The sequence below is a fragment of the Synechococcus sp. F70.1 genome (assembly GCF_047502745.1).
In the GTDB taxonomy this organism is placed as follows: Bacteria; Cyanobacteriota; Cyanobacteriia; order Thermostichales; family Thermostichaceae; genus Thermostichus.
Genome location: NZ_JANSJL010000043.1, coordinates 75,990 through 91,445 on the forward strand (window position 1 = coordinate 75,990; position 15,456 = coordinate 91,445).

A 15,456-nucleotide genomic window follows, 5' to 3' on the forward strand; every position below is an offset into this window, starting at 1 on the left:
CTGCGGCTCCATCTGGGCCAGCTCTGAGCAAGAGGAGAGGAGTTGCTCGGCCTCTTGCATAAGGCGCTCAGTCTCTGGCAGCGAGGCCAGCACCAGGGGCAGCACCTCCTCATCGGCCTTGACGGCATTCTCGGTTTCTTGCAGGAGATTGATCGAGTCCTCGGTAAGCAGGTCAGCCACCTGCGACAGTTGCGCCTTCAGCGAGGCGTTCTCTCGCTCCAATTGCGCCAGCCGCGCTTGCAGGCTATCCACTTGCCGATCTCGCTCTCCCAGGGCTGCTTCCAGCTCACGGTTGCGGGCCTCCAACGCTTGGCGGGCTGCCTCTGCTTGGTTCAGCCGTTCTGTCAAGCTTGCCAATTCCTCCTCCAAACTGGTGAGGCGACTCAACTGTTGCAAAAGTTGGGCATTCTCTGCTTCCAGTTTTTCAATCAACGCCTGAGCGCTCAACAGATCTGCTTTGGTGGACTCCAGCTCGTGACAGACTTGGTCATAGTTGGCAATCAGCTCGCCCAGCCGAGCTTCTCTCTCCCGAAGTTCTTCTCGCAGGGAACGGACCAAGCGATCCCTTTGTTCGACACACTGCTGTAACTGTTCGATGTGCTGTTGTAAGATGGGCAGTTTAACCAAAGCCTTCTGGGCCGTGCCAAGAAGTTTCCTGAAGCTCTCCTGCAGGCGGCTGTGGGATTGATCCAGTTTGTCGAAAGCTTCGTTAAGGGAAAGGTAGGCCTCGCATAGTTTCATATAGCGCTGGGCCAGAGAAGGAGAGTAATCCATGGTGGGGGCTCCAGGTGGGGCATTGCCTCTATTTTATCGATCCTTGTTTTAAAAGCATTGTTTGCTACAAACACCTTGGGATTAATCTTGCTTTAACGTTTTCGCCTCAGTCTTCACCGGGATAAACTCCATGGCACTGCCTTCGGGCCAGCTTTGGATTCCAGGCTTACATGGGTTTAGGCCCTAGGAATCTGCCTGGGTCAGAAATCCTCCCCAGCCGGCAACCACTGCAAGATGAAGACTGAAGCAGCCCTCGTCGGCTAGAGAGTAGCGGCCAGCGCTGCGTCTTGGGAGGGCTAGCAGCGTTCAGGGGACAAGACAGGGCGGGTTACCGCTTGTCGCTCCCACTCCTCCATTTTGGTGCGACGGCTGTTGGCGGAACTTTGGAAGGTAGCGCTAGCCTGCAGCCGTTTGCGGAACAGGCGCAGTTGCTGCTCTTCCGCCTCGAGAGAAACATGTTGGGCAAAGAGCGGCTGTACAACTTTCTCCTCCTGCATAAACTGAGCCCGCAATTGCTGGTACAGGTGCAGGGCTGCCCCCAGATCCAACCGCTGCGGGTCACGCTCCGCCTGGTGCAAAAAGCAAGTCAACTCCGGGATCTGATCCCGCATCTGCTGCTCCAACCCATCGAGCTGGCTGAGGCGGTCGGGATCCGCCCCTAGAGCCGCCCTAAGCAGGGGGTAGAGGGCGTGGCGCTCCAATTGAATGTGGCGGCAGAGGCGCTGCCGCAACTTTTGGACCAAGAGGCGCTGCTGCTCCAGATCCAACTGAGAAGCTCGGGACAGGTTCAGAAAGGCCTGCAGGATGACCCGGTGCTGATTGGCCCAAAGACCAACCAGTGTACCGCCAGCGGGGGAGGAAGCCACGGCTACCTCAGGAAATCGCTCTCTTTATCGTAACTTTACTTCATCAAGACAAGATTACGAAGCGAGGCAGTAGACTCCCGCCTCTTTCCTCCTGAATTAGGTTTGGCCAAGCCAGCGGCGTTTCCAAGCAGAAGTGGGCTCAAGGGGTGAAGTTTGCTGTTCTCGCTGGCGCTGCAGCCGGATTTGGGCTCTGTCTCCCCTCAAGGTGGGATCCCGGTAGGGCACAGCGGCGCGGGTTTTCAGGTGCTCCCACTCCATAGGCGAGAGAGGCGGTAGGTAGTCTGGCTGAGGTGAGGCCACCGTGCCCGGCCAGGGGCGGCCCAGCGGGGGCGTAGAGCCGATAAACAGCCCCGCCTCCAGAAGAGCTGCCCGCACTGCCGCTGCACAGGAATAGGTGGCCAAGATGCCGCTGGGGCGCATTCGCTCAGCCACCGCCCGCAAGAAGTCCACCGTCCACAACTCCGGGCAAACGGCAGGAGAAAAGGGATCCAAAAACACCGCGTCCGCCCATCCCCGCGGCACCTGGAATAGGGTTTGGCGGGCATCTCCCCACAGCAGAGTTCCGCGCCAGCGGGGTGATTGCCAGGATCCCTTCTCGATAAAGTGTTGCCACTCCTGGCTAAAGCTCCAAGTGGATCCCACCCCCACCTGCCAGGCCTGGCGGGGCACCTCTGGGGATCGCTCTAGGCCAATGACTTCCACGCGGCAGTCGGGCCGCACCTGCCAAATGGTCTCCAAGGCCAGGCCGGAGTTGTAGCCAAGGCCAAAGCAGATATCCAAAAGGCAGATGGGCTCCTTGGGGTCCCGCTCCAGGGGCAGCCGATCCAGCCGGCAAGGGCGGACGAACTTCTCCAGCGCCTCCTGGGCAGCGCCGCTGACGTTGTGGAAAGCCTGCCCGAACTCCTGAGAGAAAAAAGTCAGGGAACCATCCCCTGTGGTCAGTACCTGCCACTGGGTCTCTGGAGTCATGGTCTCTATCCAGTTTGGCGATTGCCTAAGGGCTTGAAGACGTTAAGATAAATTTCTAAGGCTTACCAGCAGGGCCTGAGGATCTCAGCGCTTGCTATCCTCAGGCAGGGGAGGAACTATGTCTCTACTGGATTGGTTTGCCGAGCGGCGCAAGCAGACTTCCCTTAACTTAACTGGCAGTAGCCCCTTTGACAAAGAGCGGCAAGTGCGGGAGATTGCCGACGGCCTCTGGCAGAAGTGTCCAGCTTGCGACGCCCTCACCTACACCAAGGATCTGCAGCAGAACTGGCAGGTTTGCCCGAGCTGCGGCTACCACTATCGCATTACCGCCCCAGAGCGGCTGCAACAGCTTTTGGATCCCGGCTCCTGGCAGCCCCTCGACGACCACCTGGCGCCTACCGATCCGCTCCACTTTTTTGACCAAAAGCCTTACAGCGAGCGTTTGGCCTCTTACCAAGAGCGCACCCAGCTCAAGGATGCTGTCCTGACCGGGCTGGGCACTTTGGAAGGCAGGAGGGTGGCCATTGGGGTCATGGATTTCCGCTTCATGGGCGGCAGCATGGGCTCGGTAGTCGGCGAGAAGATCACCCGCCTTACCGAACGGGCCACCTGCGATCACCTGCCCCTGATCATTTTCTCGGCCTCGGGGGGAGCCCGCATGCAGGAAGGGATCCTCAGCCTCATGCAGATGGCCAAGACAGCAGCCGCCCTGCAGAGGCACCGCGAAGCCGGGCAGTTGTTTATTTCGGTACTTACCCATCCCACCTACGGGGGAGTAACAGCCAGCTTTGCCATGTTGGGGGATTTGATCCTAGCTGAGCCGGGTGCCCAGGTGGGGTTTGCCGGGCCCAATGTTATCGAGCAAACCATCGGCAAGGGCAAGCTCCCAGAGGGTTTCCAGACTGCCGAATACCTGCTGTCTCACGGGCTTATCGACGCAATTGTGCCGCGGACTGAGCTGCGCAAGCGCTTGGCCCAGTTGCTGGCTATGCACCGCCCTCGCCTGCCCAGGTCCCTTCCCGCGTTCGATTCGACTTACGCCCTCGATCCGGCCAAAGTCTGAATAAAGTCCCATTGGAGAGGTGGATGACTGGGGAAGCCAGATCTAGCTAGCTCCCGTCTTCCCTTTTGGCTGCAAAAGAAGTTTCCAGCGCAAGCTGTATAGCGGAGTTTTCGCGGGATTTTCTGCAACCGAGGGTGCGAAGGTGGGCCATGAGGTTTTGACGGGAAACGATGAATTTTAAGCTGCGCATCCGTACCGCTGAAACTCCGCAAGGGCAAAAGCTAGCCATTGTGCCCCTGGAGGGTCGTTTTGATGCCAAGGCCGCTTCCGCAGCCCGGCAGTTGCTGCAGCAGGTTTTGGATTTTGGCTACACCAACCTGTTGATCGACATGTCGGCGGTTACTTTTATGGATAGCTCGGGCCTGGGGGTGCTGATCTCAGCCTTGCGCAAGTGCCGGGCTGCCGGTGGCAATCTCGGCCTCTGTTGCGTTCCCGAAAGCGTCGCCCTTGTCCTCCGCCTGACCTCAATGGAAAAGGTCTTGACCTGTTTTGACGACCTGGAAACGGGCATCGCCAACTTCCCCACCGCTTCCTCCGACCCCTAGCCGATACCTTTTCTATGCCCCTGAGCTTGAGGCTCAGCCATGCAGCCGGCCTCGATACCTTGGGATCCGCTCGCTGGCCTGCACGTGGGCAAAGACCTGCACCTCGGTGCTCATTTTGCGAAGCTGGCGGGCCAACTTAATGGCCTTGTCGCGGGGGAGAGGGGGACTCACTACCGCCGGCAGACAGCGCAACAGTGGCCTCAGGGCCGTTTTGGGCAGCCGCGCATAAAACGCCAAGGTGGAGAGAATCTCGTCTTCAAAGTAGGGGTTGCGATATTCCAAGAGCCGCACTTGATAGAGCTCCGGCGGCAGGGGCCGTCCCTGGGCCAGGCGAATCAGGGATCCCACCCTCCCCATCACGTACAAGCGATCCCCCCGTTTCAACACAGTCTCCCCCTCTTTCTGCCAGATCTTGGGAAAAACACAGGGCCGGTCCGGTCGGGAGTGATGCAGCAGGATCGCCAGGTCGTAATCCTGGGCCAGTTGTCGCAAGGATAGCCCCAGGTAAGGGTCATGGGCCGAGACCTCCAGCCGCGTTTCCCCCTCCCAAGTCAAGGTGCCGTAAACGGCTCCCGCCAGCGCTGCAGTAGCAAAAGCGCGCGCCCCCAGGGCGGTGGGGCTGTAGCTGATCCCCAGGGCCTGCAGATGCCGCTGCATTCGCGCCGCCACCTCGGCATCAGTAATCCGCAAAATGGTGCGGATGCCGGGGTGTAGGCTGTGGGCAGTTAGGGCAGTCTCGAGGTTGGTGAGATCGTCAGGAGTCGTGCAGATCAGGCAGCGGCTGCTTTGGATGCGGGCCTGTTGCAGGGTGCTTGCTAGAGCGTAGTTGCCCCGGATCACCACCGCCCCCTCCCGTTCTGCCGCCCCCAGCAGGGGATTGTCGGCGTCGGGCTCCACCGCCACCACCTCATAGCCCATCTGCCGCAGCAACTGCAGCACCAAGTAGCTCAGCCGTCCCAACCCCGCGATCACCCCATGATCCCCTTTGGGCATATGGGCAGCTCGGCCCAAGCCGAAGCGGCTGCTTACCAACTTGTCGGTCACCAACCCATAGATCAACCCCACCAGAGCAGCCCCCACCAAGGTCATGACCACCGCCACTACCTTCACTCCTAGGGGGGTCTCCGCCTGCTGAAAAGCCTCGATGTCGCCATACCCCCCCGTCAACACCACGATGGTTAGCAACAGAGCGTCGAAGACCGGCTTGCCGATCACCCTGAAATTGATCACCCCTAGCACCAGCATGGCCCCCAAGGTGAAGGCGAGGGTGCGCACGATGGGCTTGACCTGCAGCAGTCCTTGCAGGCTTCTGCGCAGCCAAGATAGGAGCCGGCCGAACGACTTGCCGCGCCGTCGTTGTCGTTTGTCTTGCACCTGTCCACTGGCCCAGCGTTGCGCCCGCGAAGAGCCGCGCCTTCCGTTGCGCTCCAACAGTTGCAGGTAGGCCCGGGGGTCACAGATAACCAAAATGCGATCCCCTTCCAGCAGCTTTGCTTCGTGGTCGAAGTCATCAAAAATCCGAGACTCGGAAAAGTTGGACAGCCCGTCCACCGGGTAGTGAAACAGCACCCGCGCCCGGAAGGTCTCCTCCAGTTCCGAGAGGGGCATGTGCAGCAGACGGGAGTTGTAGCCAATGGTCAGCTCCACCACGTTCCAGAGGGTGGTCTCTTGGGGGGCGCCAAAATAAAGCGGATCCGCTAGCTCCGGCGGCAGCGTGGCCGGCTGCGCCTCCAGCTGAGGCAGCTCGAAGTAGCCGACAAATTCGTCCGAGACAGCCTTGAGGGCAAAGGCCGGAGCCGCCAAGCCCGCAACCGACAGGGAAAAATGCTGCGGCAAAATCGAGTCCAGGTAGCGGGCAAGGCCAGTGTTAAACCGACGAGAGACAATGCGCGCCTGCGGGTTGAGATCTCGAATCGAGAGGGCCAGCTCGAAGTTGGCTTGGTCATTGTCCTCCAAAAGCAGCGCCACCTTGATCCGCTCAATCCCAGCCCGGCGCAACACCTCCGCCTGCCGGGGATCCCCCTCTAGGTATTGCCATTCCCCTTTCCGAGAAGGCGGCAGGCAGGGAGCCACCACCACTGCCCGCTGTCCAAACTCTTCCAGAATCTCGAGCGTCAACTCCGCTAAATCGTTGTAGCCACAAACCAGAATGGAAGCACCTGGGTCGCGGCCATTGTCCTGCAGTTGCGCAGCCAGCTCTTGGGAAAGGGAGTCCGCCATACCCTGTCACCTGCTCTGCTCCCTTTATACCCAGGACGGCAGGATCCCCCTCTTATCTGGCCGAGCTTGGGAAAGGGGCTGCTGCTAGTCCCGGCTCCCGACCAGAAAAAAGGCAGCGCAAGCCCCGGCATTCATGGCAAGTGCTCTGCGCCGCTGCCGCGAGGGGGATTAGGGCATGGCGTCCCCCACAGGCTCGTCTCGTGGTATATCTGGCGCTGTGTAGCCCCCCAGCGAGTAGAAACCTAGCCGCTACAAGCCGTGAAAAAATCTCTATCCTCTAGAGCTGGGGAGAACGTCCAAGGAGAGCTGTAGGGGGTGTTTCATGGAATCTGTAGCCGACACTTGGTCCACTTCTAGGCTCTGCAGCCTAGCGGCCGTTGCTACCTCGGCAAGGGGTAGCGGAGCTTTGGTGCGGGTTATAAATGGCGCTTCTAACCCGTAGTTCCGCCGCTGTAGGGTCTTGTCCTTTAGCCCACTCCCAAGGTAAAACGGTGGTTCGCACTGCCTCCCTCAGCCCTATGCCTTCCCCCAAGGACGCTGTTTCTGTTGCCCCCGTCAAACAGCCTGCCGCCCAAGCCAGCTCTACTGGGGGCGAGTCTTTTCTCCAAGGGTATGGAGCCTTTCCCGCCCACCTCATCCCCCAGGGATCGCTGCAGCTCTACACCCAGCCCGGCCGGGGCATGTTCACTCCTGTGATGGTCCAGGCCCTGCGCTTGGCTGGTCAGGGAACGCGGGTGTTGATTGTGCAATTCCTCAAAGGCGGGATTAAGCAAGGGCCGGAGAACCGGGTTTTGCTGGGCAGTTCCCTGGAGTGGGTTCGCTGCCGTCTACACCGCTGCATTGATACGCCGCATCTGGAGCCAGAGGAGCGCGTAGCTCTAGACGAGTTGTGGCAATTTACCCAGGAGGCCGTTAGGAGTGGCCGGTATGGCTTGGTGGTGCTGGATGAGCTGAGCTTGGCCATCAAGCTGGGCTTGATCCCGGAAGAACAGGTGCTGGATTTGGTCGATCAGCGGCCAGTCTGGATGGATATGATCATCACCGGGCCCGAAATGCCGGCTTCCCTTCTAGAACGCGCTGATCTCATCACCCAGCTACGCCCCCGGCAGGAGTCCTCGCGGGCTCTGGGCAGGCGCCGGGATCCCTCGCAAGTCAGTAGTCCCTAGCACCTTCTGGTCTTGCCGTCATCTAGCCATGCTAAAGAGCGACCGCTGGATCCGTGAGCAAGCGCAGCGGGGGATGATTGAGCCGTTTTGCCCCGAATTGGTGCGGGCCGTGGAGTGGAATGGACAAATGCGGCCTGTTTTGAGCTATGGGCTTTCCTCCTATGGCTACGACATTCGTCTTTCCCCCGTGGAGTTTAAGATCTTTCGCCATGTGCCCGGTACTGTGGTAGATCCCAAGCGGTTTAACCCCAAGAACCTCGAACCGGTGGAGCTTCACCACGACGAGATGGGGGACTACTTCATCATCCCTGCCCATTCCTACGGGTTGGGGGTGTCTCTCGAGCGGCTGCAGGTGCCCGACAACATCACTGTCCTCTGCATCGGCAAGTCTTCCTACGCCCGGGTGGGGCTAATTGCCAACCTGACTCCAGCGGAAGCGGGGTGGCGCGGCTACCTGACGCTAGAGTTTTCCAACGCCTCTAGCGCTGACTGCCGGGTGTATGCCAACGAAGGAGTGGTGCAGCTGCTGTTTTTTGAGGGGGATCCCTGTCAAATTACCTATGCCGACCGCCAAGGCAAGTACCAGGATCAGCCGCAGCGGGTGGTGGTGGCTAGGGTTTAGCTATCTGCCCCAGTCTATCGTTCAGACTGGCTGCCTAGCAGGTGTTGGGCAATGAAATCCGTATGCACCTCACCCCGCAAAAAAGCCTCGTGGCGCAGGATCTGCTGGTGAAAAGGGATCGTGGTGGGCACGCCCGTGATGGCGCACTCTCCCAAAGCCCGCTGCATGCGGCGGATGGCCGCTGACCGGTTGGGCCCCCAGACAATCAACTTGCCCAATAGCGAGTCGTAGTAAGGGGGAATGGTGTAGTCGGTGTAGATGTGGGAGTCCATGCGCACCCCTGGCCCACCGGGGGGCAAGTAGGCAGTGATGGTGCCCGTGCAAGGGCGAAACTGTTGCTTGGGATCCTCGGCATTGATGCGGCACTCAATGGCATGGCCTCGCAGTTGCACATCCTTCTGGCGAAAGGTGAGGGGCTGACCTTGGGCAATGCGAATTTGCTCGGCAATGAGATCTAGTCCCGTCACCATCTCGGTTACGGGGTGCTCTACCTGGATGCGGGTGTTCATCTCGATGAAGTAGAACTGGCCGTTTTTGTCCAGCAAAAACTCCACTGTGCCCGCCCCCACGTAGTTCACCGCCTTGGCTGCTTTCACAGCCGCGGCCCCCATGCGAGCACGCAAGCTCGGCGTTAGAGCAGGGCTAGGGGCCTCTTCCAACAGCTTTTGGTGCCGCCGCTGGATAGAACAATCCCGTTCGTAGAGGTGCACCACATTGCCATGGCTGTCAGCCAAAATCTGAAACTCCACGTGGCGGGGGCGCTCGAGGTATTTCTCCAAATAGATGCCCCCATTGCCAAAGGCAGCCTGCGCCTCCCCCTGGGCGGTGCGCATCATCTTCCGCAATTCTTGGGGATCTCGGGCCACCCGCATACCCCGCCCCCCACCGCCGGCCGTGGCTTTGAGGATCACGGGGTAGCCGATTTTCTCAGCTAGCCGCAGCGCCTCCTCTTCAGAGGTGATCAACCCGCGGCTGCCCGGCACAGTCGGCACCCCCACCGCTTGCATGGTCTCCCGCGCGGTAGCCTTGTCACCCATCTTGCGCATGGCCTCTGGGGAAGGGCCAATGAAAATTAGGTTGTGGTCGGCACACATCTCGGCAAACTTGGCATTCTCCGCCAAGAAGCCGTAGCCCGGGTGAATGGCATTGGCCCCGCGGGTAAGGGCTGCCGAGATGATGTTGGGGATGTTGAGGTAACTTTTGGCCACAGGGGCTTCCCCGACACAGACTGCCTCATCCGCCAGTTGGACATGGAGCGAGTTCTGATCCGCAGTGGAGTAGACAGCCACTGTGCGGATCCCCATTTCCTGACAGGTGCGGATAATGCGCAGAGCAATCTCGCCCCGGTTGGCAATCAGGATCTTGGTGATGGGCGGCATAAACCCTGAAAGCCAGCAGCCTCAAGCCGACGAATACCACGATGCTAACGTACCCCAGAACGACGCCGGGCAAGAGGTTCTTGCGCCCCCCTACTTACCTTACCCATTGGGAGGTTGCTGCCCTGCCAGGCGTTCCATCTCACAGGCCGACGATCTGGGTATTTTCAAAGGTGGAGAGAATCCTGTCCAGATCGCAAGCCTGCCGCAAATAGGTGGCGGTGGCGTCGCTGCCCAACTGGATTTCGTCTCCATCTTCGAGCTCTCGAAACTCTACCCGCTCCCCCCGAACGTAGAGGCCGTTGGTGCTGGGGTTGCCGTGGATGTCTCCATCGATGATTTGGTAGGTAAACCCGTCGGGAGAGGTGGGAGATTCAGTCTTCACCAAAAGGGCGTGGTGGCGGGAGACGTACTGGGAGTCGATGCGAATGCTGTTGCTTGGATCCCGCCCCAGGGAATAGAGCTCAGCTGTCAGCCAGTAAGCCTTAGGCCCTTGGCGATCTTTGACGATGAGCAGGTGATTGAGAGTAAGTTGACGAGGGGACGGAGTCATGGGGGAACAACCACTGGCATAACACGAAACGTAGCACGGGATCCCCGGCTAGGATCCCCTGACCGGTTGGGGGGCAACGCCAGCTCCCAAGCGGGCTAGACGTGTACAAAAGCATTGCGGAGAAAGCAAGTAGATTTTTGTAACAGATCCTCTCATAATAGGATCGAGCAACGCAGACCCTTCCTCAATCGCTCCATGAATGGCGCCCACTCGCCTCTTGTCGACCCGTCCAAAGCCACCAAGGCACCCAAGCTAATCGAGCTGCCGGAGGATGAAACCGAGGCTCAGCTTGGCGATCCCCAGAGCCTGCAGCGGTACGAATGCCGCGCTTGTGGCTATGTCTACGAGCCAACCCAGGGGGATCAGCTCAATCGCATCCCGGCAGGCGTGCCCTTCGAGGAGCTGCCCCCTACCTGGAGATGTCCGGTGTGCCGAGCCGATAAGCGCCTGTTCCAAGCGGTGGGCGCCAAGGGCAAGCCTTCCGGCTTTCAGGAAAACCTGCGCTACGGTTTTGGGGTTAACGTGATGACCCCTGCGCAAAAAAACCTCCTCATCTTCCTGGGGTTGGCGCTGGGGTTTCTGTTTTTAATGAGTTTTTATTTCGTCGAGTAACAAAATGGTGAAGCTCCTGAGGCTAGTGCTGTTGGCTGCCTTCTCGCTCCTGCTGATGGCAGCGGGAATGCCAGAGATGAAGGTGGTGCCCTGGGAACAGGTGGAGGTGCCCACGCAGAACATCCTGCTGGATATTGCCTTCACCGGCACTAACCCTTCTCATGGCTGGCTGGTGGGCGACAAGGCGACCCTGCTGGAGTCCCAGGATGGCGGTCTGCACTGGCAAGTGCGCCAGTTGTCGGCTCTAGAGCCCGAGGCTTACTTGAGATCGATTAGCTTTGCCGGGGCAGAAGGGTGGGTAGTGGGGCAGCCGAAGATCCTGCTGCACACCTTGAATGAGGGAGCGGACTGGACGTTGATTCGCCTTAGCAAGCAACTGCCAGGAGAGCCCCTCTTGATCCACGCCCTCGGCCCTGGCGCTGCCGAAATGGTAACCAATGTGGGAGCCATCTACCGCACAGAAGATGGGGGGCAGACCTGGCACGCCCAGGTGGAAGAGCCGATTGGGGCAATCAAAAACATTGCCCGCGGTCCTGGAGGGGAGTACCTAGCCGTTTCCTCGCGCGGCAGCTTCTACTTTTTGTACACGCCTGCAACCCAAGCTTGGAAGCCCTATCTGCGGGAGAGCTCTCGCCGCATCCAGAACATGGGCTTTGGCCCCAACGGCAGTGCCTGGAAACTGAATCAGGGGGCAGAGATTGCCTTTACCGACGACTTTACCTCTGGCAAATGGTCTAAGCCTCTGCGACCTGGGCGAGCCCTTAGCTTTGGCTATCTCGATGCAGCCTACCAAAACGACCACGACCTCTGGGTGGTGGGGGGCGGCGGCACGCTGATCCACAGCCCTGATGGCGGCAAGACCTGGGAGGAGGCCAAAAAGTTGAGCAGCATTCCCGCCAACTTCTACAGCATCGAGTTTTTCGGCCCCGACCGAGGGTTTATCCTGGGGCAGCGAGGCACGCTGCTGCGCTACGTCGGCTACGGCAGCTCTTGATTCCAGGGCAAGGGTGAAGAGAACCAGCAGGGATCCCGCTTCCCCACCGCGGCTGCTGGTGGCGGCCAGTGGCACCGGAGGTCACATCTTTCCAGCCCTAGCTGTTGCTGAGCAGTTGCCCACCTGGCAGATCGAATGGCTGGGAGTGCCGCAGCGGCTGGAGGAGAAACTGGTGCCAGAGTGCTACCCGCTGCATCGGGTCACCATGTGGGGCTGGCAGGGATCCCCTTTGCAAAAGCTGGGCTCCCTAATCCAGTTGGCCCGAGCAACGCGGCAGGTGCAGCAGATCCTCCGGGAGGGACGGTTTGACGCTGTGTTGACCACCGGTGGCTACATCGCTGCCCCGGCCATCTTGGCAGCTCGCTCGCTGGGGGTGCCGGTGCTGCTGCACGAGTCCAACCGTATCCCGGGCAAGGTAACCCGCTGGCTGGGAAGGTTTTGCCAGGTAGTAGCCTTGGGCCTGGCGGAAGCGGCGGAGCATTTGCCAGGAGTAGCTACCCGGGTGGTGGGCACGCCGGTGCGGCCAGAGTTCTATCAGCCTCAGCCCTTGCCTGCAGATCTGCCCATTCCAGAGGGGGATCCTTTGATTGTGGTGATGGGGGGGAGCCAGGGAGCGCAGGGCCTGAACCGCCTGGTGGCCGCCTGTGCCCCGGCCTGGTTGGAGGCAGGGGCCTGGATTGTGCATTTGACCGGCGGCAGTGAGGTCGGGATCCCTTCCCACCCCCGCTACCGCGCTTTTCCTTTTCGCACCGATGTGGCCGCTCTGCTGCAGCGGGCCACTTTTGCCATCAGCCGAGCTGGCGCCCTCAGCCTGGCAGAGTTGTGGGCCACCGCCACCCCCGCCATCTTGATCCCCTATCCGTTTGCCGCCGAAGACCATCAGTATCACAACGCCCTGGCTTTTGTGGAGCGGGGTGGAGGAGTGGTCCTGCGAGAGTCTGAAGAGAATTTGGACTTGCTGCGGCAAACGGCGCTAAGCTGGTTGGATCAGCCCCAGGTGGTTGCCCAAATGGCCGCTAACTTGAAGGCGACAGCTCCTCCCCCTGCCAGCAAGGCAGTTGCCGGCCTGCTTCAGGAGATCTGCCGAGCTTCCGCCCGTTAACTTCCCCAGGAGGCCAGCCGTGGTACAGCCGAGATGGGATCGGGACCCTTTTGCCGCAGCCGTCGACACCTCAGCCCGGCTGGAGCCTCGTCCTCCCAACACCATCGCGGTGGAATTGCTGTTGGCGCGCCTGGAACAGTGCTTTGGCGTCCCCCAACGTCCTTGCAGCCCCGACGGCCTGCCTCTCTATCCCGACCTCTTGGACGAATTGGTGGGCACAATCCTCTCCCAAAACACCACCGACCACAACAGCAGCCGCGCCTTTCGCGCCCTCAAAGCCGCTTTTCCCTCCTGGGAAGCTGTCTTGGCTGCCGACCCGGCCGAGGTGGCCCAGGTGATCCGTCCTGGCGGCCTGGCCCAACTCAAAGCAGCCCGCATTCGGGAGATTCTGGCTGCCATTGTCCAGCGCCAGGGATCCCTGAGCCTCGACTTTTTGCGGGATCTCGACGACGCGGACGCTCTGGCCTATCTCCTCTCCCTGAAGGGGGTGGGACTGAAGACAGCCGCCTGTGTGCCGTTGTTTGGCCTGGGCCGGGATCTCTGCCCGGTGGATACCCATGTGCATCGGGTGGCCAACCGTCTTGGCTTGGTGCGGGCCAGACATCCCGACGACACCTTTGCCCAACTGTTGCCGCGGATCCCGGCAAGCAAGGCTTATTCCCTACACGTCAACCTCATCCGGCTGGGCAAACGCCTCTGTAAGGCCCGCCTGCCCGACTGCGGTCGCTGCCCCCTGCACCACGAATGCCCCTCCGCCCTGCTGCAGCAGCGCTGATCCCTACTCTGCCGGCCTAGGGGAAGAAGGGATCCCGTTTTCGCTCCCCTCTGAGGCAGGAACTTCCGGCTCGAGGACTTGCCGCACAGATTCAATCTCTTGGGAGAGCAACACCCGCTCCCGATCCAGGAGGCCAACCACATGCTCCGGATCCTCCCGCGAGACTACCGGCAACTGGCGCAGATCGTACTCGTACATTGGCTCGGCAGCCACCGCCACCGCCTCGTCGGGGAAAGTGGTGAGCACAGGCGACTGGCTGACTTGCTCTACCGTCAGTTCGGCCACTTCCCCGGCTCCCCTGTGGGCTAAGGCCCGCTCGAGGTCTTCCAGGGTGAGGATGCCCCGCAGCCGATCTTGCCTGTCCACCACCAAAGCGCTGTGGCACTTTTGCTGCAGCAAACGCTCCAGGGCCTCTCGCAGAGGCGTATCCTGTTGCAGCAGCAGAGAAGGAGGCACCATGACCTCTTGAACTGTTAGGCCCTTGGGCTCCTGCCTGCGGCGGGCGGAAGGGTAAACAACTGGCGGGTGCAAATGCTCCGTTAGCCAAATGCTCAAGCCCACCGCCGCCATCACCGGCAGGGCAATGTGGTAGTCCCGCGTCATCTCAAACAGCAGCAGAATTGCCGTCAGGGGAGCCCGCACGCTGGCTGCCAGTACCGCCCCCATGCCCACCATGGCGTAGGCGGCAGGGGGAGAGAGGGCAAAAGCAGGCAAGACCCGTCCCACCACCTGGCCATAGCCTGCTCCCAACACCGCCCCCAGGAACAGAGCCGGGGCAAAGGTGCCCCCGACAAAGCCGCTGCCCAAGCTCACCGCGCTGAGGAATACCTTGCCCAGCAACAGCAAGCCCAACTGGCCAAGGGAAAAGGGCACCCCTTGCAAGATCGACTCAATGGTCTCGTAGCCCACCCCCAGCGCTAACGGGATCCAGAGGCCAACACCGCCGAGGATGGCACCGCCCAGAATAGGCTTGCTCCAGGTTGGCCAGGCCGCCATGCGGCTAAATAGCTGCTTGCCCCCCTCCAGGGCATAGCTAAAGGCCAGGGAGACCAAGCTGGCCAAAAAGCCCAAGCCCAAATAAAGCGGCACCTCCAGCAGACTGTGAAGCTCGTAGGCAGGCAAGACAAAAGCCGGCTGCGTAATGGTTGGCAGCAGGAAGGCCGGCTGCGCCCCTAGCCCCACTTGAGCAATTAGAGCGGAGACCACTGCCGCCAGGACCACCACGCTGACCGCGGAGGTGGTAAAAGAGCGGGCCAGGGCCAGCTCCAAAGCCAAGAACACCCCTGCAATCGGTGCGTTAAACCCCGCCGCCAAGCCCGCTGCCGCCCCGGCAGCCATCAATAGCTGCACCCGCTCCCGCGCAAGACGGAGGTTCTGCCCTACCAGGGATCCCAGCAGGGCGCCGCTTTCCACACTAGGAGCCTCCGGACCCAGAGAGGCTCCCGCCCCCAAGGAGATGGCAGCGGCCACTAGCTTAAGAGGGATCCAGCTTGGCCGAGGGAGGAAGGCTCGGCTAGGACTTACCAAGCTGGAGAGGCTGAAGTTGGGAAGAGGCAGAGCCACCTTCAGCACGCCAATCAAGAGGCCTCCCAAGAGCGGTGCCAAAGCCGGCACCCAGGATCCCAACTGCTCCAGGCCATAGGGTTGGACAGCCTTGGCAAGGTTGCCGAGCAGAAGCTCTTGGAAGAGATGGCGACACCAGCCAATCAAATAGCGAAACCCAACCACCCCTAGGCCCGTGCCCAGGCCGACGGCTGCTGCCAACAGCAGCACCAGATTCTCAGAGGAGAGGCGCAGGCGGGGATCCGCACTCATAGGG

The 15,456-nt window shown here is 60.7% G+C and carries 15 protein-coding genes; 8 read left to right on the forward strand and 7 right to left on the reverse strand.

Going from position 1 to position 15,456, the window contains the following annotated elements:
• The 3 genes from NW860_RS04010 to NW860_RS04020 all read right to left on the reverse strand — a co-directional run.
• The coding region (locus NW860_RS04010) for a hypothetical protein (protein WP_414512538.1) at positions 1 to 774 on the reverse strand (774 nt) is incomplete at its 3' end.
• Between the two features lie 296 nt (positions 775 to 1,070).
• Positions 1,071 to 1,640: a hemerythrin domain-containing protein gene (locus NW860_RS04015; RefSeq protein WP_414512540.1), complete on the reverse strand. Its 570-nt coding sequence runs from the start codon at positions 1,638 to 1,640 to the stop codon at positions 1,071 to 1,073.
• Positions 1,641 to 1,736: 96 nt separating this feature from the next.
• Entirely contained in the window at positions 1,737 to 2,609 is an 873-nt protein-coding gene (locus NW860_RS04020) for a tRNA (5-methylaminomethyl-2-thiouridine)(34)-methyltransferase MnmD (RefSeq protein WP_414405773.1), read from the reverse strand.
• A gap of 118 nt (positions 2,610 to 2,727) precedes the next feature.
• On the opposite strand from NW860_RS04020, the gene accD reads away from it, so the two are divergent.
• Positions 2,728 to 3,672, forward strand: a complete 945-nt coding sequence (gene accD, locus NW860_RS04025; RefSeq protein ID WP_414405772.1) for an acetyl-CoA carboxylase, carboxyltransferase subunit beta — start codon at positions 2,728 to 2,730, stop codon at positions 3,670 to 3,672.
• Positions 3,673 to 3,842: 170 nt separating this feature from the next.
• The gene (locus NW860_RS04030; protein ID WP_414512542.1) at positions 3,843 to 4,217 is read left to right on the forward strand and encodes an STAS domain-containing protein; all 375 of its coding nucleotides are present in this window, start codon (positions 3,843 to 3,845) and stop codon (positions 4,215 to 4,217) included.
• A 33-nt stretch (positions 4,218 to 4,250) separates the two neighbouring features.
• Here the strand turns inward: NW860_RS04030 and NW860_RS04035 are convergent, their stop codons facing one another.
• Complete coding sequence (locus NW860_RS04035) at positions 4,251 to 6,437, reverse strand: NAD-binding protein (protein ID WP_414512544.1); 2,187 nt, start codon at positions 6,435 to 6,437, stop codon at positions 4,251 to 4,253.
• A gap of 518 nt (positions 6,438 to 6,955) precedes the next feature.
• On the opposite strand from NW860_RS04035, the gene NW860_RS04040 reads away from it, so the two are divergent.
• Both NW860_RS04040 and dcd read left to right on the forward strand, forming a co-directional pair.
• The gene (locus NW860_RS04040; RefSeq protein ID WP_414512546.1) at positions 6,956 to 7,603 is read left to right on the forward strand and encodes a cob(I)yrinic acid a,c-diamide adenosyltransferase; all 648 of its coding nucleotides are present in this window, start codon (positions 6,956 to 6,958) and stop codon (positions 7,601 to 7,603) included.
• A 28-nt stretch (positions 7,604 to 7,631) separates the two neighbouring features.
• Entirely contained in the window at positions 7,632 to 8,225 is a 594-nt protein-coding gene (dcd, locus tag NW860_RS04045; protein WP_414395239.1) for a dCTP deaminase, read from the forward strand.
• Positions 8,226 to 8,239: 14 nt separating this feature from the next.
• Here the strand turns inward: dcd and accC are convergent, their stop codons facing one another.
• Together accC and NW860_RS04055 are read right to left on the reverse strand one after the other, a co-directional pair.
• Entirely contained in the window at positions 8,240 to 9,604 is a 1,365-nt protein-coding gene (accC, locus tag NW860_RS04050) for an acetyl-CoA carboxylase biotin carboxylase subunit (RefSeq protein WP_414395237.1), read from the reverse strand.
• 139 nt (positions 9,605 to 9,743) lie between these two features.
• On the reverse strand, positions 9,744 to 10,154 hold the full coding sequence (locus NW860_RS04055) for an FHA domain-containing protein (RefSeq protein WP_414395235.1): 411 nt from the start codon (positions 10,152 to 10,154) through the stop codon (positions 9,744 to 9,746).
• Between the two features lie 195 nt (positions 10,155 to 10,349).
• Here NW860_RS04055 and NW860_RS04060 point away from each other — a divergent pair, with 195 nt between their 5' ends.
• From NW860_RS04060 to NW860_RS04075, 4 genes are read left to right on the forward strand one after another with little or no spacing between them, the layout of a single operon-like run.
• Positions 10,350 to 10,766 (forward strand): rubredoxin, encoded by a 417-nt coding sequence (locus tag NW860_RS04060; RefSeq protein WP_414395233.1) that lies wholly within the window; start codon positions 10,350 to 10,352, stop codon positions 10,764 to 10,766.
• Between the two features lie 4 nt (positions 10,767 to 10,770).
• The gene (locus tag NW860_RS04065; RefSeq protein ID WP_414395231.1) at positions 10,771 to 11,760 is read left to right on the forward strand and encodes a photosynthesis system II assembly factor Ycf48; all 990 of its coding nucleotides are present in this window, start codon (positions 10,771 to 10,773) and stop codon (positions 11,758 to 11,760) included.
• Between the two features lie 13 nt (positions 11,761 to 11,773).
• The gene (gene murG, locus NW860_RS04070; protein WP_414512550.1) at positions 11,774 to 12,862 is read left to right on the forward strand and encodes an undecaprenyldiphospho-muramoylpentapeptide beta-N-acetylglucosaminyltransferase; all 1,089 of its coding nucleotides are present in this window, start codon (positions 11,774 to 11,776) and stop codon (positions 12,860 to 12,862) included.
• 19 nt (positions 12,863 to 12,881) lie between these two features.
• Positions 12,882 to 13,637, forward strand: coding sequence for an endonuclease III domain-containing protein (locus tag NW860_RS04075; protein WP_414512552.1), 756 nt, complete (start codon positions 12,882 to 12,884; stop codon positions 13,635 to 13,637).
• A gap of 3 nt (positions 13,638 to 13,640) precedes the next feature.
• On the opposite strand, the gene NW860_RS04080 is transcribed toward NW860_RS04075, so the two are convergent.
• Positions 13,641 to 15,452: a chloride channel protein gene (locus NW860_RS04080; RefSeq protein ID WP_414512554.1), complete on the reverse strand. Its 1,812-nt coding sequence runs from the start codon at positions 15,450 to 15,452 to the stop codon at positions 13,641 to 13,643.
• Between the last annotated feature and the right edge of the window lie 4 nt (positions 15,453 to 15,456).

What these genes read in the sequence shown, in the direction of transcription:
- NW860_RS04020 (WP_414405773.1), bottom strand. Translation starts at nt 2,609, where the DNA reads ATGACTCCAGAGACCCAGTGGCAGGTACTGACCACAGGGGATGGTTCC.
- accD (WP_414405772.1), top strand. Translation starts at nt 2,728, where the DNA reads ATGTCTCTACTGGATTGGTTTGCCGAGCGGCGCAAGCAGACTTCCCTT.
- NW860_RS04030 (WP_414512542.1), top strand. Translation starts at nt 3,843, where the DNA reads ATGAATTTTAAGCTGCGCATCCGTACCGCTGAAACTCCGCAAGGGCAA.
- NW860_RS04035 (WP_414512544.1), bottom strand. Translation starts at nt 6,437, where the DNA reads ATGGCGGACTCCCTTTCCCAAGAGCTGGCTGCGCAACTGCAGGACAAT.
- NW860_RS04040 (WP_414512546.1), top strand. Translation starts at nt 6,956, where the DNA reads ATGCCTTCCCCCAAGGACGCTGTTTCTGTTGCCCCCGTCAAACAGCCT.
- dcd (WP_414395239.1), top strand. Translation starts at nt 7,632, where the DNA reads ATGCTAAAGAGCGACCGCTGGATCCGTGAGCAAGCGCAGCGGGGGATG.
- accC (WP_414395237.1), bottom strand. Translation starts at nt 9,604, where the DNA reads ATGCCGCCCATCACCAAGATCCTGATTGCCAACCGGGGCGAGATTGCT.
- NW860_RS04055 (WP_414395235.1), bottom strand. Translation starts at nt 10,154, where the DNA reads ATGACTCCGTCCCCTCGTCAACTTACTCTCAATCACCTGCTCATCGTC.
- NW860_RS04060 (WP_414395233.1), top strand. Translation starts at nt 10,350, where the DNA reads ATGAATGGCGCCCACTCGCCTCTTGTCGACCCGTCCAAAGCCACCAAG.
- NW860_RS04065 (WP_414395231.1), top strand. Translation starts at nt 10,771, where the DNA reads ATGGTGAAGCTCCTGAGGCTAGTGCTGTTGGCTGCCTTCTCGCTCCTG.
- NW860_RS04080 (WP_414512554.1), bottom strand. Translation starts at nt 15,452, where the DNA reads ATGAGTGCGGATCCCCGCCTGCGCCTCTCCTCTGAGAATCTGGTGCTG.